At 65.5% G+C, this 20,340-nt stretch carries 22 protein-coding genes; 9 read left to right on the forward strand and 13 right to left on the reverse strand.

Annotation, left to right across the window (positions count from 1 at the left end; genetic code table 11):
* Positions 1-3: 3 nt before the first annotated feature.
* From E3O45_RS14330 to E3O45_RS14345, 4 genes are all read right to left on the reverse strand, one after another.
* Positions 4-786 carry an SDR family NAD(P)-dependent oxidoreductase gene (locus tag E3O45_RS14330; RefSeq protein ID WP_134443998.1) on the reverse strand — a complete coding sequence of 261 codons (783 nt, stop codon included), beginning with the start codon at positions 784-786 and terminating at the stop codon, positions 4-6.
* Positions 787-902: 116 nt separating this feature from the next.
* Entirely contained in the window at positions 903-1,286 is a 384-nt protein-coding gene (gene rbsD, locus E3O45_RS14335) for a D-ribose pyranase (RefSeq protein ID WP_134444000.1), read from the reverse strand.
* A 178-nt stretch (positions 1,287-1,464) separates the two neighbouring features.
* A complete protein-coding gene (locus E3O45_RS14340) occupies positions 1,465-2,334 on the reverse strand; it encodes a phosphogluconate dehydrogenase C-terminal domain-containing protein (RefSeq protein WP_134444001.1) in 870 nt (289 codons plus the stop codon).
* The gene (locus E3O45_RS14345; RefSeq protein ID WP_198418272.1) at positions 2,331-3,128 is read right to left on the reverse strand and encodes a sugar phosphate isomerase/epimerase; all 798 of its coding nucleotides are present in this window, start codon (positions 3,126-3,128) and stop codon (positions 2,331-2,333) included. The genes E3O45_RS14340 and E3O45_RS14345 overlap by 4 nt, the downstream gene beginning before the upstream one ends.
* A 229-nt stretch (positions 3,129-3,357) precedes the next feature.
* Here E3O45_RS14345 and E3O45_RS14350 point away from each other — a divergent pair, with 229 nt between their 5' ends.
* Entirely contained in the window at positions 3,358-4,119 is a 762-nt protein-coding gene (locus E3O45_RS14350) for a FadR/GntR family transcriptional regulator (RefSeq protein WP_241985375.1), read from the forward strand.
* A gap of 269 nt (positions 4,120-4,388) precedes the next feature.
* Positions 4,389-4,937, forward strand: coding sequence for a hypothetical protein (locus E3O45_RS14355; RefSeq protein ID WP_134444005.1), 549 nt, complete (start codon positions 4,389-4,391; stop codon positions 4,935-4,937).
* Between the two features lie 55 nt (positions 4,938-4,992).
* On the opposite strand, the gene E3O45_RS14360 is transcribed toward E3O45_RS14355, so the two are convergent.
* A complete protein-coding gene (locus tag E3O45_RS14360) occupies positions 4,993-5,394 on the reverse strand; it encodes an ankyrin repeat domain-containing protein (RefSeq protein ID WP_198415535.1) in 402 nt (133 codons plus the stop codon).
* 254 nt (positions 5,395-5,648) lie between these two features.
* Here E3O45_RS14360 and E3O45_RS14365 point away from each other — a divergent pair, with 254 nt between their 5' ends.
* Entirely contained in the window at positions 5,649-6,425 is a 777-nt protein-coding gene (locus tag E3O45_RS14365; protein ID WP_134444007.1) for an alpha/beta fold hydrolase, read from the forward strand.
* Positions 6,426-6,428: 3 nt separating this feature from the next.
* Here the strand turns inward: E3O45_RS14365 and E3O45_RS14370 are convergent, their stop codons facing one another.
* Positions 6,429-6,860, reverse strand: coding sequence for a VOC family protein (locus E3O45_RS14370; protein ID WP_134444009.1), 432 nt, complete (start codon positions 6,858-6,860; stop codon positions 6,429-6,431).
* Positions 6,861-7,085: 225 nt separating this feature from the next.
* Here E3O45_RS14370 and E3O45_RS14375 point away from each other — a divergent pair, with 225 nt between their 5' ends.
* A complete protein-coding gene (locus tag E3O45_RS14375) occupies positions 7,086-8,960 on the forward strand; it encodes a DEAD/DEAH box helicase (protein ID WP_134444010.1) in 1,875 nt (624 codons plus the stop codon).
* 53 nt (positions 8,961-9,013) lie between these two features.
* Here E3O45_RS14375 and E3O45_RS14380 read toward each other — a convergent pair whose 3' ends face one another.
* Complete coding sequence (locus tag E3O45_RS14380) at positions 9,014-10,045, reverse strand: NADPH:quinone reductase (protein WP_134444012.1); 1,032 nt, start codon at positions 10,043-10,045, stop codon at positions 9,014-9,016.
* Positions 10,046-10,080: 35 nt separating this feature from the next.
* Positions 10,081-10,479, reverse strand: a complete 399-nt coding sequence (locus E3O45_RS17710) for a hypothetical protein (RefSeq protein WP_174843096.1) — start codon at positions 10,477-10,479, stop codon at positions 10,081-10,083.
* A gap of 177 nt (positions 10,480-10,656) precedes the next feature.
* Between E3O45_RS17710 and E3O45_RS14390 the strand changes: the two genes are divergently transcribed.
* Entirely contained in the window at positions 10,657-11,934 is a 1,278-nt protein-coding gene (locus E3O45_RS14390; RefSeq protein WP_134444013.1) for a sensor histidine kinase, read from the forward strand.
* Positions 11,925-12,581: a response regulator transcription factor gene (locus E3O45_RS14395; protein WP_134444014.1), complete on the forward strand. Its 657-nt coding sequence runs from the start codon at positions 11,925-11,927 to the stop codon at positions 12,579-12,581. Before E3O45_RS14390 ends, E3O45_RS14395 begins: the two co-directional genes overlap by 10 nt.
* Before the next feature lie 40 nt (positions 12,582-12,621).
* Here the strand turns inward: E3O45_RS14395 and E3O45_RS14400 are convergent, their stop codons facing one another.
* Positions 12,622-13,275, reverse strand: coding sequence for a YigZ family protein (locus E3O45_RS14400; RefSeq protein ID WP_134444016.1), 654 nt, complete (start codon positions 13,273-13,275; stop codon positions 12,622-12,624).
* A gap of 67 nt (positions 13,276-13,342) precedes the next feature.
* On the reverse strand, positions 13,343-14,332 hold the full coding sequence (locus E3O45_RS14405; RefSeq protein WP_134444018.1) for a DMT family transporter: 990 nt from the start codon (positions 14,330-14,332) through the stop codon (positions 13,343-13,345).
* Between the two features lie 73 nt (positions 14,333-14,405).
* Here E3O45_RS14405 and E3O45_RS14410 point away from each other — a divergent pair, with 73 nt between their 5' ends.
* Positions 14,406-14,960, forward strand: coding sequence for a CGNR zinc finger domain-containing protein (locus E3O45_RS14410; RefSeq protein ID WP_174775287.1), 555 nt, complete (start codon positions 14,406-14,408; stop codon positions 14,958-14,960).
* Between the two features lie 50 nt (positions 14,961-15,010).
* Complete coding sequence (locus E3O45_RS14415; RefSeq protein WP_134444019.1) at positions 15,011-15,508, forward strand: nucleoside deaminase; 498 nt, start codon at positions 15,011-15,013, stop codon at positions 15,506-15,508.
* Here the strand turns inward: E3O45_RS14415 and E3O45_RS17590 are convergent.
* Positions 15,505-15,657: a hypothetical protein gene (locus E3O45_RS17590; protein WP_166789508.1), complete on the reverse strand. Its 153-nt coding sequence runs from the start codon at positions 15,655-15,657 to the stop codon at positions 15,505-15,507. The genes E3O45_RS14415 and E3O45_RS17590 overlap by 4 nt on opposite strands.
* 808 nt (positions 15,658-16,465) lie before the next feature.
* Between E3O45_RS17590 and E3O45_RS14420 the strand changes: the two genes are divergently transcribed.
* Positions 16,466-18,433, forward strand: coding sequence for an HNH endonuclease signature motif containing protein (locus E3O45_RS14420; RefSeq protein ID WP_134444021.1), 1,968 nt, complete (start codon positions 16,466-16,468; stop codon positions 18,431-18,433).
* Between the two features lie 78 nt (positions 18,434-18,511).
* Here the strand turns inward: E3O45_RS14420 and E3O45_RS14425 are convergent, their stop codons facing one another.
* Complete coding sequence (locus E3O45_RS14425; RefSeq protein ID WP_134444023.1) at positions 18,512-18,832, reverse strand: pirin-like C-terminal cupin domain-containing protein; 321 nt, start codon at positions 18,830-18,832, stop codon at positions 18,512-18,514.
* A 35-nt stretch (positions 18,833-18,867) separates the two neighbouring features.
* Entirely contained in the window at positions 18,868-20,136 is a 1,269-nt protein-coding gene (locus tag E3O45_RS14430; protein ID WP_134444024.1) for an MFS transporter, read from the reverse strand.
* Positions 20,137-20,340: the final 204 nt, after the last annotated feature.

Here is a 20,340-nt window from a genome sequence, read left to right on the forward strand (position 1 = left end):
CGGTTACAGGGTGGTCATGCCGCCATCGACCCGGAACAAACTACCCGTGGCGTAGGCTGCTTCGTCGCTCGCGAGAAACACCATGATTCCCTCGACATCGGCGGGCGTTCCCGGGCGACCGAGCGGAATTCGGGAGACGATCGCCGCCCGCATCTGGGCATCTTCAGAAATGGTGGAGACCAGCGCGGTTTCGGTGTAACCGGGCACGACGGTATTGACCCGAATACCCTGGCCGGCATACGCCGCAGCGACCGTGCGGGTGAGTCCATGAATTCCGGCCTTCGAGGCACTGTAGGCGGTGAAGTCCGCGCCCTCGCCGTTGAGCCCGGTGGGGCTGCCGGTGAGGATGATCGAGCCGCCGTGATTCAGCATCGCCCGCACAGAATGTTTCACCGTAAGGAAGGTGCCGGTGAGGTTGACCCGGATCGTCTTCTCCCAGGTATCGAGGTCAAGGTCGGCGATTTTGCTGTCCTGACCGAACAACTGCACCCCCGCATTGGCCACGACGACATCGATACTGAGTCCCCGATCAGCGATTTCGGCAAAGGCGGTGCGAACGCTGTCTTCGTCGGAGACGTCGAGCGTGAGGGCGAAGGCCCCGGGAACCTCGTGGGCGGCGCTGATCGCTCCCACCTCATCGCGATCGCTGAAGATGACCCGTGCGCCCTCCCCTGCAAACCGAGTCGCTACTGACTTGCCAATGCCCGAGGCTGCTCCGGTGACCAGGATTGTCTTGCCCGCGAGCCGCTTTGTGCCCGTGGCAGCTTGATCGATTGCGTTCTCCATAGTTCTTGCCTTTCTTGATGAACGCACTCAGCGCCAATCACATGCTGTCGCGTCTGCAACAACAACTTAATGGGTTGATCAGCTAGATCGCGGGCCAATCTCACAACCTGGAACGTTCAGAAAGCGACCCCACAGATCAGTGCCGCGTTTGCATACGGCGTCGCCTCGCCGGTACGCACGATCAATTTGGCCGAGGCCGAAAGATCCTTGAGCTCAGCGTGCGTGACGTAGTCGACGACATCGAATCTCGAGGTGAGCCACCGCCCGGGGTCCTGAGATTTCGCTTCCGTGGCAATGATGCAGCGCTCAAACACCATGTCCTGCAGCAACGCATCAAGCACGTCTTCGAACCGCGGAATTCCCTGCACGAGGGCCAGGTCGACGACCGGGACACCGCGCGGTATCGGCATTCCGCAGTCAACGACGACCACCATGTCGGTATGCCCGAGACGGCTGAGTTGTCCGTTGAGTTCGGCGTTGAGAATTCCGTGTCGTTTCATTGCACTTTCCGTCGCGCGTAGAGTCTGGGTTCGCCAGAGGTGAGCGGGTGGCATCGCACCCTGTCGAAAGTATGCCGGATTCGGCAGCAGGCCGGCGCAGTCCCCGGTGGTCTGCACCAGGGCGGGTGGCCAGCCTGCTTTCAGCGGTGGCGAGCGGATGTCCGTCGTGGCCCCAGAATTAGCGCTTGATCGTGTCCAGGTGCAGCATGCGCGAGAGTACCTTGTCGAGTTCGTCGTCCTGGAAGATCTTCTTCCAGTCGTCCTTGACGATGCTTTCGCGTCCGTAGTCCATGGCGATCAGGCACGCGTCCGAGAACGGGTTGTCGCCGTTGAGCGAATTGGCGAGGGCGACCTGGGTGTGGCCGAGCAGAATGGCGCGGGCTGCGGGTTCGGGCACGCCCATGGTGTTCACCGCTTCGCTGAGGGCTTCCTTGAGCAGTCCACCGATCATGCAGGCGATGGTCTCGACAAGCGTCGGCTCCAGCTGGGCAAGCTGCTTGACGGTGACCCAGTGCACGTCGATGACCGGCGCGTAGATCACGCGGATGGCCGTCTCGGCGATGACCCGTTTGCTGTCGTCATCCGTTTCAATGGCAGCGATGACGTCCTGCGGCGCGGCGATGCCACCGAAAGTGTCGGCATACTCTTCCGCGGTGTGGCGCTGCAGAAAAATCGAGGGGTGGCACGGGTGGGCAACGGCGAATACGACGTCCTCCCGGGTGGCGAGCAGTCCGGCGTAGGCGGCAGCCGGATCGAGCGTGAGGAGTACAGCTCCGGTCTTCAAGAGCGGAACCACGGCGCCGGACACGGCGGAAAGGGCCAGGTCGGGAACCGCGAGAACCACGACATCGGCGTCGATGACTGCGATTTCGGTATCGGTGACGACACGGCCGGTTCCCAGAACGCGTTCGACGCCGGCCGCGGAGTTCTCGCTGTAGAAAACGGTGTGATCCGTCTTCTGCAGGTTGTTGGAAACGCGCATGCCCATTTTCCCACCAGCACCGATGACGGCGATGGTGAGTGTGGTGAGTGAGGTGGTGGTGCTCATTTTGAGGTGCTCCTTAGGTAAGACAGATTGTTGCGGGTCCAGAGATTTTCCAGGCGAGCGGTTTCTTCGAGGGTTCCCGCCCAGGGCAGCCAGTGTTCAATGATGCGGTTGATACCTCGGGGTTCCGGGTCCACAACGCGCATGAGATGGTCATAGTCGAGCAGCCCAGTGCCGAGTTCGACGCCCTCGAGCGTGAACCCCACCCAGCCGCCGCGCCGCGTGAACGCGAAGTCTTTGACGTGAATGTTGGCCACGTAGGGTGCACACCGATCGATGACGTCGATGGGATTTTCGAGGGCGGCGACAGAATTGGCCGGGTCGAGACAAATGCCGAGGGACGAGCTGGCCACGGATTCGACGAGGCTCACCAGGTCGCGCGAGGACACTTGCTCGTAGGTTTCCAAAGCCAGGGTGACGCCGACATCCTCATAGCCGCGAAGCGCGATCTCGAGTAGCAACTCGGCCGCTGGCAGGGTCGGCTGATGGTCGGCCGTGTTGAGCATGCTGCGTACGAGGGTCGCGCCCAGGGTCGTGGCGAGGGCCAAATACGCGGCCAGGTGCTCGGACTGGATTCCCCGCGTACCCAGTTCGAGTTGAATCCCGAGGTCGTCCGCGGTGGACCGCAGGTCGCGCAGCTGGGCGGAGGAATACCCGAGGAGCGGTGCGTAGTCGCAGATCTGAAACAGGTCAACATCGAGGTCGCGAGTGCGTTGGAGCATTTCAGCGAGGGTGAGTGGTTCGGGGGCCTTTGTGGACTGTTGCCAGAAGAAGGCATAGGTGCCGAGGCCGATCATGATATCGCTCTGTTCCGCGCTGACCCGGCAAGAACGAGCGTATCGGCGGTGTCGGAGCCGATGACAGTGCGAAGTTTGTCCGTCATGATTCCACTTTTCAGGTCTCGAGCGCTTGAGACACAGCGCTGGGCCAGTTCAGTATGCAATCCTCAACGTAGATCTGTCAACCGGTTGACCAAATGTGGCGAGGTAACCGGTCGGCGACCACGCTGTTTGATAACGTAACGACGTGCCCGCATACCCGACCAACGAAACCGACACCATCAGCGCCGCCCTTGGTGCCATGGGGTCTGGCTCGCCGTCCGCAGCCGTCGCGACCAAGCTGCTGGAATTATTTACCGAGGGGTCTATCGCGTCCGGAACCAGGCTTCCTCCGGAACGGCAGCTCGCCGCAACCCTGGCGGTCGGTCGGTCGGCCGTGCGGGAGGCACTCGCCGCTCTGGAGATTTTGGGGGTCGTCGACGTCAGGCCCGGGTCGGGCACCTACCTGCGTGGAAACGCCAGTGAGCTGCTCCCCCAGACATTGAGCTGGGGAATGATGCTCAACAAATCACGCACGGCCGAACTGGCCCAGGTGCGGGGGGCACTCGAAATTTATGCTGCTCGCCTAGCCACCGAACGGATGCCCCCCGCTGCGATCGCGCGTCTGCACGGCCATCTGGAGAAAATGCGGCTGTCCGCAGCCGACCTCTCGGCGTTCGTCGAAGCTGATCTCCAGTTTCATCTGGAACTGGCGCAGAGCACCGACAACACGGTACTTCTGGATCTGCTGCAGAGCATCCGCTCGCTCCTGCGTGTCTGGTCGGACCGGTCTGTTCAAGACGACGAGCACGCAAGATTGGCCATTGTGGAACACACCGCCGTCTATGAGGCTATCGCCGCGGGTGATTCCGAAGCGGCCGCCACCGCAATGGTGACGCATATGCGTACCGCAGGTGCTCGCCTGGCTGGACCGACCGAACCTCCTGCCACTGGGCCACTTGGGAGTTGAGCCACCGCAGGTGCTGCCATCCTGCCTGCTGCCGCTTCCGGCACTGCCTCTCTTTCAGAGTGCGGCTGCCAGCGTCTTCTCAGGTTTTGCCGCGACGGCGAGTGGATGCCGCTCGTCGCGGCGATCTGCGGTCGCAACATGAGCGTGCCGTACGGTTCACGGCCCCCGTTGTGGGGGAGTCGACCAAACCCGGATCGCCGGGGCTCCGGACCATCTGTGCGGCCCGAAAACAACTCGAGGCTGGAACAGAACAACGATTAGGAGCTCTCATGAATACCATCACGAAGCACACGAACGTTCGCAAGATCACGGCGCTGGGAATCACCGGCGCTGCGGCATCCGCTCTCATCATCGGTGGTTTCGTCGCTCCCGCGCAGGCCTTCACCGGCGACAGCACGAGCACCACGACGAGCACGAGCACCGACAACTCCTCCGAACAGAACCGCCTGGACATCATCGGTGACCTGTTCAACTTCTCCGGCAACGAGGCGACCGGCAACGGTGTGCTCGGCAACGACACCTCCGTCGGCGGCGTCGGCAACGGTGGCACCTTAAACGGTGGCGTCGTCAACGGCCCCCTCATTGACGACTCGCTCACGAACGACATCGGCGATGTCGCCTCGGGCAACGAGGTCGGCAATGACGCATCCGTCGGGAACGGCACCGACGTGGTCGCACCGATCGAGGCTCCGGTCGACGCCGGTAACGGCACCGACATCGATGGCGTTGATGGCGGCGACATCGACAGCGGTGACATCGACGGCTCGGTCGACTCGATCGTCAACGACGTTCTCGGCGATCTCGGACTCGGCCGCTAACCAAACCGCTTAGCAGCCAGGGCGTCTCCCCTTCGGGAGGCGCCCTTCCTGGCTTTCAGTCGCGCGGGTACGACTCGATGATCTCGCGCATGCGCGGCAGCCCGAACTGGTCGGCGATGGCGACGCCACTGTGTGTGCCGAGGCGAGGATCGGCATCCGCTTCGAGGAGCAATCGCAGAATCGCCTCATTGTTGCGAAAGACCGCGCACGAGATGGCGGTTTGGCCCATCGCATTAATTGCGGATGCGTCCGCCCCGCGGCGAAGCAGGTCAGCGACGGTCTCGGGGTGCTGCTGATAGGCCGCGACGATCAACAGCGTGTCTCCGCGCGGGTTGACCATATTGATGGGCACCCCGGCGTCGAGCATTTCACCCAGCGGACCGGTCAAGCCGTCGCGGGCGAGGTCGAAAACGCCCTCGATGACCTGCGGGCTGGGCCCGGATGTGTTCTCGTTCACTGAGTGCTCCCGCTCGCTAAAATGTGTTTCCAGCGTAACCGGCGGCTGCCCTCGAGCGTGAAAAAGTCACGATTCAGCCACCAACACCGGCCACGCTGACGGCGTGGGGCGTCGTCATCGTGCAATCCCCCCTGCTCCCGGTCAGCTGACCATCCCCGCGAGCAGGCCGAATAGTCTCCGCGCAGGGCTGAGGGTAGGGCAGCGCGGGCGACTCTGGGAAACCGGCGCCGCGGCATCCGTGGTGAAATGGGGGAATGTCGCACCGAACCGCCCCCGAGCACCTTTTCGTTCTGTCGCCGGACGGCGTGCAGCTCGCCACCTACGAGCTCGGCGACCCGGAGCACCCGACCGTGTTCGTCGTGCACGGCTTCGCCTCCAGTGCGATCGCCAACTGGCACGCCACGGGATGGACCCGCGACCTGACCCGGGCTGGCTTTCACGTGATCGGCATCGACCAGCGCGGCCACGGCGCCAGCGACAAGCCGCACTCCCCCGACGCGTACACGATGGAGCTGCTCGTCGCCGACGTCGAAGCCGTACTCGACGCGTACCTGCTCACCGAGGTGCGCTACGTCGGCTACTCACTCGGTGCACGGGTCGGCTGGCAGGCCGCCCGCGATCTCGGCGGCCGCATCACGCACGCCGTTCTTGGCGGCATCCCCGACGGTGACCCGCTCAAACGTTTTCAAATAGCGGATGCCCGCGCCCACCTCGAACACGGAGCCGACGTCACCGACCGGCTCACCGGCGCCTACCTCACGATGGCGAAGGCGTTGCCGGGCAACGATCTCGCGGCCCTCGTCGCCCTGGTCGAGGGTATGCGCGGCGGCCCGCAGCCCGGCGCTGCGAACGCCCCAGAGCAGCCCCTGCTGTTCGCGACCGGAAGCGAAGACAGCATTCTGGATGCGTCGCGCGCGCTGGCCGAGGTGACGCCGAACGGTGGCTTCTTTGAGATTCCGGGCCGCAATCACTTCAACGCGCCAACGTCACGCGCCTTTCGCGAGGCGGCAATCGCGTTCCTGAAGGCTTAGGCCCTAGCCGAACGAGACTGTTCCATCGTCGTCGACGTGCCAGCCGGGGTTGTGCGCGATCTCCCAGATGACGCCGTTCGGGTCGGCGACGTGGCCGTGGAAGATGCCGCCGAACGCGCCGTCCTGAGCGGGTTTCAGTACGGTACCGCCGGCGGCCGCCATCGCCGCAACCGTTGTGGTGACTTCGTCCCGGCTGTCGAGGATGTGCGAGAGGGTGACGCCGGTCGCGCCGGTGGTCGTGTGTTCGCGTTGCAGGTCTGCGTCGAATTTCTCGGCATCGAAGAGCGCAAGCATCAGGCCGGGTCCGACCTGGAAGAACACGATCTCACCGGGAACGTCCACGAGCGGCGTCCAGCCGAGGCCGTCGCGATAAAACGTGCGTACGGCCTCGAGGTCGCTCGTGGCCAGGGTAATGAAGTTCACGCGTTGTTCCATGGGTCCAGTCTCACAGAGGCGCCCGTGCTGTGAACTAGCCCCGGGGTGACCGCCGTCGACCGTTTCCAGACCGGTCCGATACCGACCCTATTGGCCGCGGTCCGGATGGCCCAGACGAGCAGACGTCGGCGGAAGAAAGCGGATGCTGCGGCCCCGGGCATCCGCTTTAAGGGTCGTCGACGAGCCTTTACACCGGGGGCCCTGTCTTCGACTACCGTTGGTACTATGACCGCACCAGACACCACAGCGCAGAACGAGGCAGAAACTGCCACTGCAACCAAGACATTTGCCGATCTCGGACTCAATGACGCCATGCTCAAGGCGCTCAAAGCCGTCGGCTACGAAACCCCTTCGGCCATTCAGGCCGCCACTATTCCCCCGCTGCTGGAGGGCCGCGACGTTGTCGGACTCGCCCAGACCGGCACCGGCAAGACGGCCGCGTTCGCGCTGCCGATTCTGAACCGGCTCGACCTGTCCCAGAAGAACCCGCAGGCCCTCGTGCTTGCGCCCACGCGTGAGCTCGCGCTGCAGGTCTGTGAGGCGTTCGAGAAGTACGCCGCCCACATGCGCGGCGTGCACGTGCTGCCGGTCTACGGCGGACAGGGCTACGGCCAGCAGCTGTCGGCCCTGCGCCGTGGGGTGCACATCGTCGTCGGTACTCCCGGTCGCATCATGGACCACCTCGCCAAGGGCACCCTCGACCTCTCGGAACTGAAGTTCCTTGTGCTCGATGAGGCCGACGAGATGCTGAACATGGGCTTCGTCGAGGACATCGAGACGATTCTCGCCGATACCCCGGACGACAAGCAGGTCGCACTGTTCTCGGCCACGATGCCGGCTCAGATTCGCCGCATCTCCAAGAAGTACCTGCACGATCCCGAAGAGATCACGGTCAAGAGCAAGACCACGACCAGCGCGAACACCACCCAGCGCTACCTGATGGTGTCATACCCGCAGAAGCTCGATGCGCTCACCCGCATTCTCGAGGTTGAGAACTTCGAGGGCATGATCATCTTCGCGCGCACCAAGAACGAGACCGAGTTGCTGGCCGAGAAGCTGCGTGCGCGCGGTTATTCCGCCATGGCGATCAACGGTGACGTGCAGCAGGTGCAGCGCGAACGCACCATCAACCAGCTCAAGAGCGGCAAGCTCGACATTCTCGTCGCAACGGATGTCGCCGCTCGCGGCCTCGACGTCGAGCGCATCAGCCACGTGGTCAACTACGACATTCCGATCGACACCGAGTCGTATGTGCACCGCATCGGCCGTACCGGCCGTGCGGGCCGCTCGGGCGCAGCGATCAGCTTCGTCACGCCGCGCGAACGTCGCCTGCTCTCCGCGATCGAGAAGGCCACCCGCCAGCCGCTGACCCAGATGCAGCTCCCGAGCGTTGAGGACGTCAACGTGACGCGCCTGACGCGCTTCGACGACGCCATCACCGCGGCGCTCGACGAGACCGACCGGATCAGCAAGTTCCGCGACATCATCGCGCACTACGTGTCGCACCACGACGTGCCCGAGGTCGATGTGGCTGCGGCCCTCGCCGTGGTCGGACAGGGTGAGACGCCCCTGCTGCTCTCAGCCGAGGATGTTCGCGCCCAGCAGCGCCTCGAACGCGATGAGCGGGTCGAACGTTCCGAGCAGCGCGGAGATCGTCCGGAGCGCGGCGGCCGGTCGGACCGACCCGACCGCTCAGACCGTTTTGGTCGCGACGACCGTGGCAGCCGGGACGATCGGGGCAGCTACGGCGCCCGCGACGATCGTCCGGTGCGCAGCGAACGCCCGATTCGCTCCAGCGGCAAGCCGATGGCCCAGTACCGCATCGAGGTCGGCAAGCGTCACAAGGTGGAGCCGCGTCAGATCGTCGGCGCCCTCGCCAACGAGGGTGGCCTGAGCCGCGACGACTTCGGCCACATTAAGATTCTGCCGGAGTTCTCCCTGGTCGAACTTCCCGCTGACCTCGCGGGCGACGTGTTCTCCAAGCTGGAGAACACCCGCATCAGCGGCAAGCTGATCGAGCTGCGTGCCGACAAGGGCGGAGCCTCACGCTCCGCCGAGCAGGCCGACCGCCCGCCGCGCGCTCCGCGCCGCGAGTACTAGAGTCTGAATTCGAAAGCCCCCTCACCGTTCGCGGCGAGGGGGCTTTCGCGCTGTCAGGCCCGCGATACGTCGATGAGCACCTTTCCGGTGACCCCGCTTTCGACGAGGGCGTGGGCATCCGCGGTGTGGGCCAGTTCGAAGCGGTGCAGCGGCAGTCCCGCATCCGATCCGACGGGCAAAGCGCCGTCAACGAGGGCTTCGTTGATGGCGGCAGCGGCCTGCTGCACGACCTCGATGCCCACTGTGTAGAGCAGTACGAACTGGTAGCGCACGTTGAGACTGAAGTGTTTACGCACGTCGAGGGTCATCTGGTCGCCGCCGTTGTTGGCGTAGACGGCGATCGATCCGCGGTTACGGATGACCGCCAGGTCGAGTTCGGAGTTCTGGGCCGGGGCTACCTCGACGATGAGGTCGACGCCGTCGGGTGCGATGGCTCGGATTTCAGCGACGACATCGGGGGCGGTGTAGGTAAGCACATGGTGTGCGCCGGCTGCCGCCGCGAGCGCTGCCTTGGGCGGCCCGCTCACCGTCGTGATCACGGTCGCTCCTGCCCAGCGGGCGAGCTGGATGGCGGCATGGCCCACGGCGCCTGCACCACCCGCGACGAGCACGATCCTGCCGTCGAGCGCGCCGGGATGCAGCCGCCGCGGTCCATCCTCGGCGACAGTAAGCGCCCGGTAAGCGGTGATCGCTGGCACACCAAGGCACGCGCCCTGGTCAAAACTCGCCGAGGAGGGCAGCAGAAAGACGCGTTCGGCCGGGAGCACGGCGTATTCCTGGGCGGTTCCGCCGGCGGCCCGCTGGTAGGCGGCGAGGGCGAGCCAGACGCGATCGCCGACGGCCACATTCGAGACACCGGAGCCGACCGCGTCGACGAGCCCGGAACCGTCCTGGTTCGGGACCACGTCAGGGAACGCGAGGGATTCCCCCGGGCGCGCGCCACGGCGCGACTTCCAGTCGGTCGGATTCACCCCGCCCACCGCGATTCGCACGCGCACTTCGCCGGCTCCGGGCTCACTCACCGGCCGATCAACCAAGTGGAGCACGGACGGGTCACCGGTTTCGCTGTACACAATCGTCTTCATGTGAAACCCAACGCTTGAGGCGCAGGAATGTTTCCCTAAAGCGCGGTTCGTTCGATTGTGGCTTCCAGGTTGGTGCGAATAGTGCTCATGGTCTCACTGAACGCCTGGTCGATATCAATGTCGAGCTTGCTGGCCAGCACGAAGGTCCACCAGAGCGATTCCGCCAGCTTGTGTTTCAGTTCGGCGGTCGCGTCTCCGTCGATCGGCCAGGTTCCGTCGTGGGCGAGCAGCAGGCGGCCGATGGCCCACTCCGCCTCGGCCCCCGACCGAAGATGCACGGCGGTCGTGATCAGGAGCACGAGGTCGATGACGGGAGCCATCGAGAGCAGGGCGAAACCGAAGCGGGGTGATTTGAGAGTGTAGCGGGCGAACAATCCGAGCACGATGACAGCCCAGAACCCAATTTCACAGACGACGATAATTCCCAGGGTCATGACCTACTCCGTTCCAGGGCTTCGCTAGTTTGTTCTGCGTTGATCATTCCTCCATGGTTGCGGCGGCCTCGCCCGGGCGGATCGGCCCCGGGGTCTTCGTCGTCTCCACTTTTAGTTGCAGGCGAAGCAGACCACGGGTGGAGGCCGGGCTGGAAGCACGACCGTACGCTGGGGAGAATGATCCCCCGGCCCCCTCCCACCGAAACCAACGCGATCGACTCCGGACAGGCTCCGCGACTGCGGCCCTGGTCGCGCATCTGGCGGTACCTCGCGACCGCCCTGGCTTCCTTTGTCATCCTGGTTCTGGTGTTCGCCGACTATTCGGGGGCATTCTCCGACGCCCAGGTGTCGGAAGATCTGCTCGGCGGTCTGATCCTTCTGGACTTCGTCCTCGGCGCGGTCGCGCTGTGCCTGCTCCCGCTGCGTCGCCGGCACCCGGTATTGATCGCCGCCGTCACCGCTGCGCTGTCGGCCGTGTCGGCGTCCTCGTTCGCGGCAGCCATCTGGGCTGCCATTTCGATGAGCACCCGGCGCCGCTGGAAAGGCGTCATTGTCGTCGGCGTAATCTGGGGCCTGGCCACCGTCTTCTACGAGATGATCGTGCGGGCCAGCCTGGCCGATCTCACTCTCTATCCGGCGCCGTGGGCATCCGGTGGTCTGGCGATCGCCATCTACGCCATTTGCGCGGCCACCGGGTTCTACATCGGAGCGCGCCGCGACCTGCTGGCCACCCTCCGCGAACGTGCCCTCAACGCCGAACGAGAGCAGACACTTCGCGCCGCGTCAGCCCGCGACGCCGAGCGCACTCGCATCGCCCGCGAAATGCACGACGTACTCGCGCACCGCATTTCCCTCGTCGCCCTGCACGCTGGCGCATTGACGTATCGAACGGACCTCACCCGGGAGGAGACGGCCCAGGCAGCCGGCATCATCCAGGACAACGCCCACCTCGCTCTGACCGAGCTGCGGCAGGTGCTCGGCGTGTTGCGCGGCGGGCAGGCCACTACTGGGGCGGGGCGCCCCGAACCGGCCCAGCCGACGCTGGCTGACCTTCCTGCACTGCTGGCCGAGGCGCGCGAGGCTGGCACAACGGTGACACTCGATGAAACGGATGCCCCCGGTTCGGCCGGGTCAGACCAGGCCACGCCGGGGCCGTCTCAAACTGTGTCCCGCACCGCCTATCGCTTCGTGCAGGAGGCACTCACCAACTCGCGTAAACACGCGCCGGGTCAGCCGGTCACCCTACGGCTCGAGCGCATCGAAGACCTGCTGCACCTCGAGGTGCGCAATGAGGTCGCCACCCCCAGCATTCGGTCACGCTGGACCGACGCGACCGGGAGCGGCGCCGGCCTGATCGGTTTGCAGGAACGCGCCGAACTCGCTGGCGGCCGGATAAGGCACGGCATCGAACCGGATGGCTCGTTTCTTCTGCAAGCATGGTTGCCATGGACCTGACCGTGCGTGTTGTGCTCGCCGACGACGACGCCTTGGTGCGAACCGGCCTGCGCCTGATCCTCGGCGGAGACCCGGCGATCGAGATCGTCGGGGAGGCCGGCGACGGGCTCGCGGCGCTGGAACTCATCGGCCGCGCGGCGCCCGACGTGGTGCTCATGGATATCCGTATGCCGCGAATGGATGGTCTTGCGGCCACCCGCGCCCTGCAGGAGCGCGGCGATCCGGCCAGGGTGATCGTGCTGACGACCTTCGACACGGACGATATGGTGCTCACCGCGCTACGGCACGGTGCAGCGGGTTTTCTTCTGAAGGACACGCCACCGGCCGAGCTCGTCGCCGCCATACGCCGGGTAGCAAACGGGGACCCGATGCTTTCCCCGAGCGTCACTGCACAGCTCATCGCGAGGGTGATTCGTGCGCCGGACGACCGGCAGCAGCGCGCCCAAGCCTTGCTCGGTCGACTCACCGAACGCGAAACCGAGGTGGCGATCGCGATCGGGCGTGGGCTGTCCAATGCCGAGATCGCCGCCGAGCTGTTCATGGGCGTCGCGACGGTTAAGACCCACGTCGGTCATCTGTTCACAAAATTGGACGCGGCCAACCGGGTGCACATCGCCAGGTGCATCCACGACGCCGGTCTCGCCTGACGCCAGCCGTCCCGGCCGCAAGTCGGATCGAGTGGCATGGTCATGCCGGGACGTCGACCCATTCGTGGCCGACCGACTCGAGTTCGGCGCTTCCGGCCGTCACCCCCGCCACGACCGCGGCGAGCCGTTCGGGGTCATCATCGGCCAGCCGGAGCACCGCTTCGCGACCGTAGTCTGTGCCGAGCACGAGCACGCCCCGCTGGCGCAGTTCGGCCTCGATACGACCGGCATCCGCGTGGGACAGCGCGAGCGTGAACAGTTCACGGCGATCACGTCCCACGACGAGCCCCCGGGAGTGCGCCGAGTCGATCGTGGTCAGCACAGCCTCGGAGTAGGCGCGCACGAGACCGCCGGCGCCGAGCAGGGTGCCGCCGAAATAGCGCGTGACAACGGCCACACAGTCGACGAAGCCACGCCCCGCCAGTGCCTCCAGCATGGGCCGGCCCGCCGTTCCCGACGGCTCACCGTCATCATTCGAGCGGCGTACCTGGTCGGGAGCACCGCCCGGCCCGAGGACGAACGCCGAGCAGTGATGTCGCGCCTTCCAGTGCTCCGAGCGGGCTTCTTCGACGGCGGCGTGCGCGCCGTCCTCGGTTTCGGTGCGCACTATGCGGCACAGGAACCGGGACCGTTTGACCTCGATCTCGCTGTCAAGGCGGCTGCCGACGCCGCCGCGCAGGGTGAGATCGGACATGAGTCCAGTCTCCCTCATGACCGGTAGGGTTCCGAGCGCCACGTCGTCGCGTTCGGCGGCTAACGACTCAGTGAGTGGATGCCGCAGCCGTCGCCTCCCCGGAGGCGGCGGCCGCGGTGTCGTGATGGAGCGGCGCTATTGATGGCAGGGCCTCGGCGCGCTCGGACCGCACCGCAGCGATTCCACCGAGGATCAGCAACCCGCCGAGTAACTGCAGCGGGCTGAGCTGCTCGCCGAGCAGCAGCCACGCAAACAGCGAGGCGAAGACGACCTCGAGCAGTCCGACGAAGGACGCGAGCCGGGAGCCGAGCACGCCGGCCGCGGTGATTCCGGTGCTATACGCGACGGCGGTGCTGACGAGCACGAGCAGCACCAGCGGCACCCACCACGGCGCCAGCGCGCCGAACAGCGGCAGGTCGCCAAAGGTTGCCGTGATCGGCAGCAGGCCGGTAACCCCGAGCAGACCGAGAATGAAGCCGCCAACGATCAGTCCGAAGGCCGCGAGCGCGACGGCCGGCAGGTCGCGGTCCGGGCGCGCGGCAATGAAGAAGTAGGCGGCGCAGCCAATCGCGGCGAGAAACGCGAAGGTCAGGCCGATCGGGTCGACCGCCTGGATCGCTCCGGGGCCGATCACCAGCACAAGGCCGCCGACTGCGAGGGCCGAGCCGAGGAACACGGCCGGGCGGGGCATCCGCTTGGAAACGGCCCAGGCGACGCCGACCAGAATGAGCGGGGCTAGAAATTCGATGAGCAGCGCGGTCGAGACCGGGATGGTCGAAATGGCGGCGAAGTAGGCGAGTTGGGTGCACGCCACGCCGACGACGCCCATGCCGAGTACCCTCCAACGCCCGAGCCATAGGGCGGCCCAGCGCCCCCGCAAAGCCATGACAGCCAGGGGCAGCAGCACGAGTCCGGCGGTGAAGGCGCGAACCGTGACGGCGGCGGCCGGCGACCATCCGGCCTCGAGCAGGGGCTTGACGAGCGCGCCGGAGGTGCCGAACGAGACGGCCGAGAGCACCGCGACGGCGAGGCCGCCGGGGATCGACGTCAGCTTCACGGAGGCGCCCTTCTGTCATGGTCTAAACTGCTTTACACCACTGACAGTACGACCGAGTGCATTAGGAGTCAACTTGCATTTTGCCCCTGACACCGAGGAGGCTCTCGAGTTCGTGGTCATGCTCTGCGATACCGACGCAGGGGCCTCCCGCAGCGGTCGAGACGAGCTCGAAACGCTCGCCGATCTCGCCGCGCTGCTCGCCCCGATTCCGTTCACCGGGCGCATCGACGGGGATGGCGCCGAACTGCGCGATGTACGGCAGACTCGAGCCCTACTCCGTCGGGTGTGGACCCTGGGCCGCGACGACGCGGTGATCGAGGTCAATCGCATGCTGCGCGAGGCTCGCGCGCTCCCCCAGCTCGCGCGTCACGATGTGTCGGACTGGCATCTGCACGCGACCGTGCCCGAAGCCCCGCTCGGCGAGCGCATGCGCGTCGAGGCGGCCCTGGCGTTGATCGATGTGATCCGCAGCGACGAAATGGGTCGCTTGCGCATCTGCGAAGCGGATGCCTGCACCGGCCTGGTTCTCGACCTGTCCCGCAACGGGTCCAAGCGTTTCTGCAGTGTGCGCTGCGGCAACCGCATGAACATGATCGCCTTCCGCGAGCGTCAGTCCGCCGAAAAGTAGCTGCGAGGGTGATTAGGCTTGAATCTTTCCCCATTGAGAAAGTGACTCTCATGACTGACCTCAGCACGGTATCCAGTTCCGACGAAGCGCATCTGCACCACGCGATCGAAGTCGCCCGCGCCTCCCGTGAAGTGGGCAACCACCCCTTCGGAGCGATCCTCGTCACGAGCGAAGACATCATCATCGAGGGTCAGAACACCGTCGTGACGCTTGGCGATCCGACCGGGCACGCCGAGATGAACCTGGTACGCATCGCGGCGACGCTGCTCGCCCGGGACGCCCTGCGCTCGAGCACCCTGTATACGAGCACCGAACCGTGCGCCATGTGTTCGGGAGCGATCTATTGGGCTGGCATCGGCCGCGGTGTCTATGGGCTGCCCGAAGAACAGCTCGCGGCGATGGTTCCGCTGCAAGACGGCGAGGCCACCATGGATCTGCCCTGCCGCGAGGTGTTCGCCCGTGGCGGCAACAGCGTGACCGTGGCCGGTCCGGCCCTTCTCGCCGAGGCTGCCGAAGTGCACGCTGGTTTCTGGGACGCCCGTAATTAAATCTCGTCCTGCACGTGAATGACGACGTTGCCGATCTTTTGACCGGCCGTTACGTAGAGGTACGCCTCTCGAATCTGGGCGTGTGAGTAACTGCGGTCGAACAGAGGGTGAAGTTCGCCGGTCCCGACGAGCCACTTCAGGAACAGCACGTCTCCTCTACGACATTGAGGCCGGAATCTCGGCCACGAGACCGCCTTCAGCGATGGTCAGGTACTCAGCGTGGCCGCCGAATTTCACGCCGTTGTAGCCGAAAACCCTTTGGCCGACCGTGAATGATGTGACGCCAGCCCCGCGAATTCGCAGCCGAGAATCGTCGCCCGCGGCGCCCGCAGCCCAATCAACAGCCGAACGAAATACGGTATCCCACTCAGAAAGCCGCAGTCCGTGCGATTCACTGTGCTCGCGATCATGCGAACCAGAAGTTCGTCCGCTTGCGGCACCGGCATCGGAACCGACTCCACATGCACGACGCTCGGTGGTCCGTAACGGCGGTAGACGGCAGCTCTCATGCGCCACAGCGTACCCGCGCGCAGCCATGTACTCCCGAGATCACTCGGTAGCAAATTCGCCGAGTGGATGTCGGTGGCCACCCACCAGCAGCGCGCCATCTCAGCGTCCAGTCCGGTTCAACCCGGTGACCGCGCCATCGCAAAATCGAGCGATGCACCCTTTTGGTTGCCGCTATTGGATAGTCGCGATCACGTCTGTCCGTCCGCGTGCGGCTCCGGGCAGGTGAATTGCCGGCGAGGTCGTTCGGGCCAGCGTCCTCGGGTGGGCCAACGCCGGGAGCGATTTTGGTGCTGAACACCGGTTCGGGGTGCCCAGTGCGGTTATTTTCCGCTATCTAACGGCCCGCAAAACATTTCTTTGGGTATTCTTTGGCGAATTTCGGCGGTTTCGTGCTTATAAGCATGAATCTTCCTCGGGAATGTCGGTGGTCGGGTGTTGGGTTGAATCATGAGCAACGTAGCTGTGGAACTCACCCGGGCGGCGGCCGCTGTCGCCGCGCTCGGTGGCTCCAGCGCTGAATTCGCGGGCTTGTCGGATGCCGAGGTGCTCGCGGCGCGTGGCCCGATTGCGCAGCTGCTGCGACTGAGCAACACGGTCGCAGCCCTGCTGGCGGGCACGATCGCGCACCGGTCCCGACCTGAGGTGGGCCAGTCGGGCTTGTCGGCGCGGCACGGGTTTGGCAACCCAACCATGATGGTGCAGGACGCCATCGGCCTCAGCCGCATCGAGGCCGGCCGATTGGTCGCCGTCGGCGTGCTCATGGGCGAGACCGAAACCGCTGAACGCCGCGCGGCCGACGCCGCCCGGGCGGTGGAGCGGACTGCCCAAGCCGCTGAAGAGGCCGCAGCGAAGGCTGAGCGGGAGGGCGCTCGCGAGGCAGAGCGGGCGGCGGCCTGGGCGGCGCTGCACCCAGATCTGCCGCCGCTGCCCGTGACTGTGCCGCGCCCGGTTCCGCCGCTCGCACCGGCAGCGCCACTGGTTCCGGTGGTGGTGCCGTGGCAGGCGCCGATCATGCACGCCGTCGCCGACGGCACATTCTCCCTCGGCGTCGGCGACGCCTTACTGCGGGGTCTGGGCACGTTGGATCAGGCGATCACCCCCGAGAAACTTGCCGCAGCGCTTCGCGTGTTGCTCGTTGCGGCGCCGGGAATGAACACCGAGCAGGCCTACAAACGGGCCAGGCGCATGCGGGACGACCTCGACGCGGCGGGCATTCTGGCGCGGGAGAAGCAGGCTCGCGACGACACCACCTGGTCGCTGTGGCGGCGTGCCGACGGCATGGTGACCCTGCATGCGCTGTTTCCGCCGGAGCAGGGGGAAATGTGGATGGCAACCTACGACGCGCTGACCAGCCCGCGTCGCGGCGGGGTGCGGTTCGTCGACCCAGAACGAGCCGCCTGGGCGCAGAGCGTGAAGGACGACCCGCGCACCCTCGACCAGATCGCCGCCGATTCCTTCACTCAGCTGCTCAAGCTCGGCGCCGACGCCGACCCCAACACCCTGTTCGGCGGTCGCCGACCGGTGGTGCAGATCATCGTCACCGAACACGACCGCCCCACCACTATCTCCGAACATGCCGCCCCTGCCGCTGGCCTAGCTCCGACCGCTGGCCCTGCCGCGCGCTCGGGTGCGCCAACTACCATGGCGCCCGCTCCGGTCGCACCCGCCAACACGGGCGCGACAGGTGCCCCGAGCACCGAGAGCACCGAGCGCACCGAGCGCACCGACGAGGCGCCCAACGACACGCTAGCGGGCAACGGAACGGGCTGGATGACGGAAGCTCGTAGGGGCACTGAAACCCTACTCGGCACCGAACCTGCCAGTACCCACCCCGTTTTCGGATACCTCGAGGGCAACCCTGCACCGGTATCCGCCGAGACGATCGACCGGCACCTGTGCGACACCGGCTACCTCGGCATCCTCTTCAGCGAAACCAGGCAACCCCTCAACGTTGGACGAGACCAACGCCTCTTTAACCGTGAGCAACGCCGTGCTCTCGCGGCGCGCGACGGCGGATGCCGCTGGCCCGGCTGCGAAAAACCCCCTTCCTGGGCAGAAGCCCACCACATCGCAAACTGGTCTGATCAGGGACTTTCCAACATTGATCATGCCATTCTGCTCTGTAGTCTGCATCACATGTTGCTCCATAACCGACACTGGAAGATCTGGCTCCGCGACGGCGGGTACTGGCTGCAACCCCCGATCCAGATCGACCCTGAACAGACACTCATCCCCCTCCCCAGCAAGAACCCACTCATGCAGGAACCGCCCGAACTCGACCCGCCGACGCTGTGCCCGCCCGTGGCTGGTCCCGTAGACGGCCGCGAGTCGCGGGATGGCGGTCTCGCCCAGCTCGACCAGCGCAGAGGGGACGACCCGACACCGGGTCACCTGCACGACGATTACCAAAACTAGGAGTTCCCCTACTCGGCACTCCCGAAGCCAGCACTGTCGACAACCACGAGATGGTGGTCGTGACCAGGGACCATGCCGCTAATTGCGGGGACGGAGGCGCACCGTGGGCAGTGGCGGCGCGGGGATCAGGGCGGGCTCGCCGTCAGGAAAAGCGCCAAAGCGCAGCTCGTCCCTGTCGAAGCCCGCGTCACCATCGACCGCACCGATCTCGGTCTGCCACTGGGTTCGGTAGCTGACGATTTCTTCGTGGCTGCGGCCGACGAAGTTCCACCACATCAGATTTTGTTCACCGAGTGGTTCACCACCGACGAGCAGCAGGCGCACGGGATCGGCCCCTGCGACCAGGGTGAGCGAGGACCGACCAACCGGCAAATAGGCGAGGTGATCCTGGGCGAGCACGTGCGCAGCTTTCTGCGGGACGTGCGCGACGGGAGCTAAGCGCCGGCGGGCGGCGCCGCATCCGCTTGGATGGTGCGGGCGTCAGCTGGATCCTGCTGGCGACGGCTGGCCAGAAGGAACGGCAGACCGATGAGCTCGACAACGGCGCCGATCACAAGCGAGGTGCCGTAGCCCTGCAGGTCGGCCGCGCGACCGAGGGCCGGCTGGATGAACACGCCACCGAGGCTGCCGAACAGCGAGTCGAACGACAGCACGGTCGCACGCTGTTTCGACGGGATCATGTCGTTGAGATACGCCTGCCGTACCGGCCCGGCGACGGCGAACACGAAGCCCCAGACGACCAATAGCAAGACGGCCAGCCAGAACAGGCTGTTCAGGCCGAGCGCGACCAGGATACCGACGCTGACGAGCGACGCTGCCAACACCATGCTGGTGCGTTTTCTAAACAGTGAGCGGATGCGCGGCGCGAGCAGTCCGCCGGCCACCTGCGCCAGGGACAGCACGGCCGCGGCCAGCCCGGCAATGGAGTACGCGGTCGGGTCGCCGTACAGCTCGAGCAGATAGGGCTGCAGCGCGTAGAACGCATAGATTCCGACCCCGCCGGCGAACGGCGCCGAAAAGATCACGTAGCGCACCGAGCGCTTTTTCAGGCCGTGCTCGATCGATTGGGTCAGCACGTTGCGGGTCGCTTTCAGCGGGCCGGCGGAGCGATCCGGGGTGAAACCGAGGTCTTTCATAACGATGTACGCGAAGACGAACATCAGCATGAGCACCCCGGCACGCACCAGGAACGGCACCCCGAGGTCGGTGACCTGGGCGATCACCCCGCCGAGCACGGAGCCGGAGAACATGGCGATTCCGGTCACCACGAGGCCGCGGCCGAACACGGCCTCGAGGCTGCCGGTGTAGCCGGTCGCGGCGAGCGCATCGACCAGCCAGGCTTCGACGGCGCCGGAGAAGAAGGTGAAGCCGAGTCCGAGCAGCACCGACACGATCGCCCACCAGACGAATGGCGCGTGCCAGAGCCAGAGCATCCAGTACAGCCCGGTCGTGACCACCAGCGTGATGGTGCCGAGCAGATAGGACGCCTTACGCCCGACGGTGTCGGCGACTACCCCGGTCGGAATCTCGAAGATCACCATGCCCACGGTGAAGAACGCGTTGGCGGCGAAGGCCTCGAAGTTCGACAGTCCAGCGTCGAGCAGAAACAGGGTGTTGATGCCCCAGATGAACGACGCCGCGAGCGTGTTCCCAAGCATCAGGGTCAGGTAGACGCGCTGCACCCGCCGGGCCGCCGGGTTCACAACCCGAACCCCGCTGACTCCGCATCTTCCATCACAGACTAATCATCAACCTACGAAGAGCGGATGGCTAGCCAGCTATTCGTGCCAGGCCCCCGGTGGCCCTGCCCCCGTTGACTGGACACCTCACAAGAGAGAATGTTCACATGGGAAACACACGTCGGGAGTTCACTCCTGAGTACAAAGACGAAGCCGTGAAGCTGGTGA

Source organism: Cryobacterium sp. TMS1-20-1 (genome assembly GCF_004402355.1).
Lineage (GTDB): Bacteria > Actinomycetota > Actinomycetes > Actinomycetales > Microbacteriaceae > Cryobacterium > Cryobacterium levicorallinum.

What these genes read in the sequence shown, in the direction of transcription:
- E3O45_RS14330 (WP_134443998.1), bottom strand. Translation starts at nt 786, where the DNA reads ATGGAGAACGCAATCGATCAAGCTGCCACGGGCACAAAGCGGCTCGCG.
- rbsD (WP_134444000.1), bottom strand. Translation starts at nt 1,286, where the DNA reads ATGAAACGACACGGAATTCTCAACGCCGAACTCAACGGACAACTCAGC.
- E3O45_RS14340 (WP_134444001.1), bottom strand. Translation starts at nt 2,334, where the DNA reads ATGAGCACCACCACCTCACTCACCACACTCACCATCGCCGTCATCGGT.
- E3O45_RS14345 (WP_198418272.1), bottom strand. Translation starts at nt 3,128, where the DNA reads ATGATCGGCCTCGGCACCTATGCCTTCTTCTGGCAACAGTCCACAAAG.
- E3O45_RS14355 (WP_134444005.1), top strand. Translation starts at nt 4,389, where the DNA reads ATGAATACCATCACGAAGCACACGAACGTTCGCAAGATCACGGCGCTG.
- E3O45_RS14365 (WP_134444007.1), top strand. Translation starts at nt 5,649, where the DNA reads ATGTCGCACCGAACCGCCCCCGAGCACCTTTTCGTTCTGTCGCCGGAC.
- E3O45_RS14370 (WP_134444009.1), bottom strand. Translation starts at nt 6,860, where the DNA reads ATGGAACAACGCGTGAACTTCATTACCCTGGCCACGAGCGACCTCGAG.
- E3O45_RS14375 (WP_134444010.1), top strand. Translation starts at nt 7,086, where the DNA reads ATGACCGCACCAGACACCACAGCGCAGAACGAGGCAGAAACTGCCACT.
- E3O45_RS14380 (WP_134444012.1), bottom strand. Translation starts at nt 10,045, where the DNA reads ATGAAGACGATTGTGTACAGCGAAACCGGTGACCCGTCCGTGCTCCAC.
- E3O45_RS17710 (WP_174843096.1), bottom strand. Translation starts at nt 10,479, where the DNA reads ATGACCCTGGGAATTATCGTCGTCTGTGAAATTGGGTTCTGGGCTGTC.
- E3O45_RS14390 (WP_134444013.1), top strand. Translation starts at nt 10,657, where the DNA reads ATGATCCCCCGGCCCCCTCCCACCGAAACCAACGCGATCGACTCCGGA.
- E3O45_RS14395 (WP_134444014.1), top strand. Translation starts at nt 11,925, where the DNA reads ATGGACCTGACCGTGCGTGTTGTGCTCGCCGACGACGACGCCTTGGTG.
- E3O45_RS14400 (WP_134444016.1), bottom strand. Translation starts at nt 13,275, where the DNA reads ATGTCCGATCTCACCCTGCGCGGCGGCGTCGGCAGCCGCCTTGACAGC.
- E3O45_RS14415 (WP_134444019.1), top strand. Translation starts at nt 15,011, where the DNA reads ATGACTGACCTCAGCACGGTATCCAGTTCCGACGAAGCGCATCTGCAC.
- E3O45_RS14420 (WP_134444021.1), top strand. Translation starts at nt 16,466, where the DNA reads ATGAGCAACGTAGCTGTGGAACTCACCCGGGCGGCGGCCGCTGTCGCC.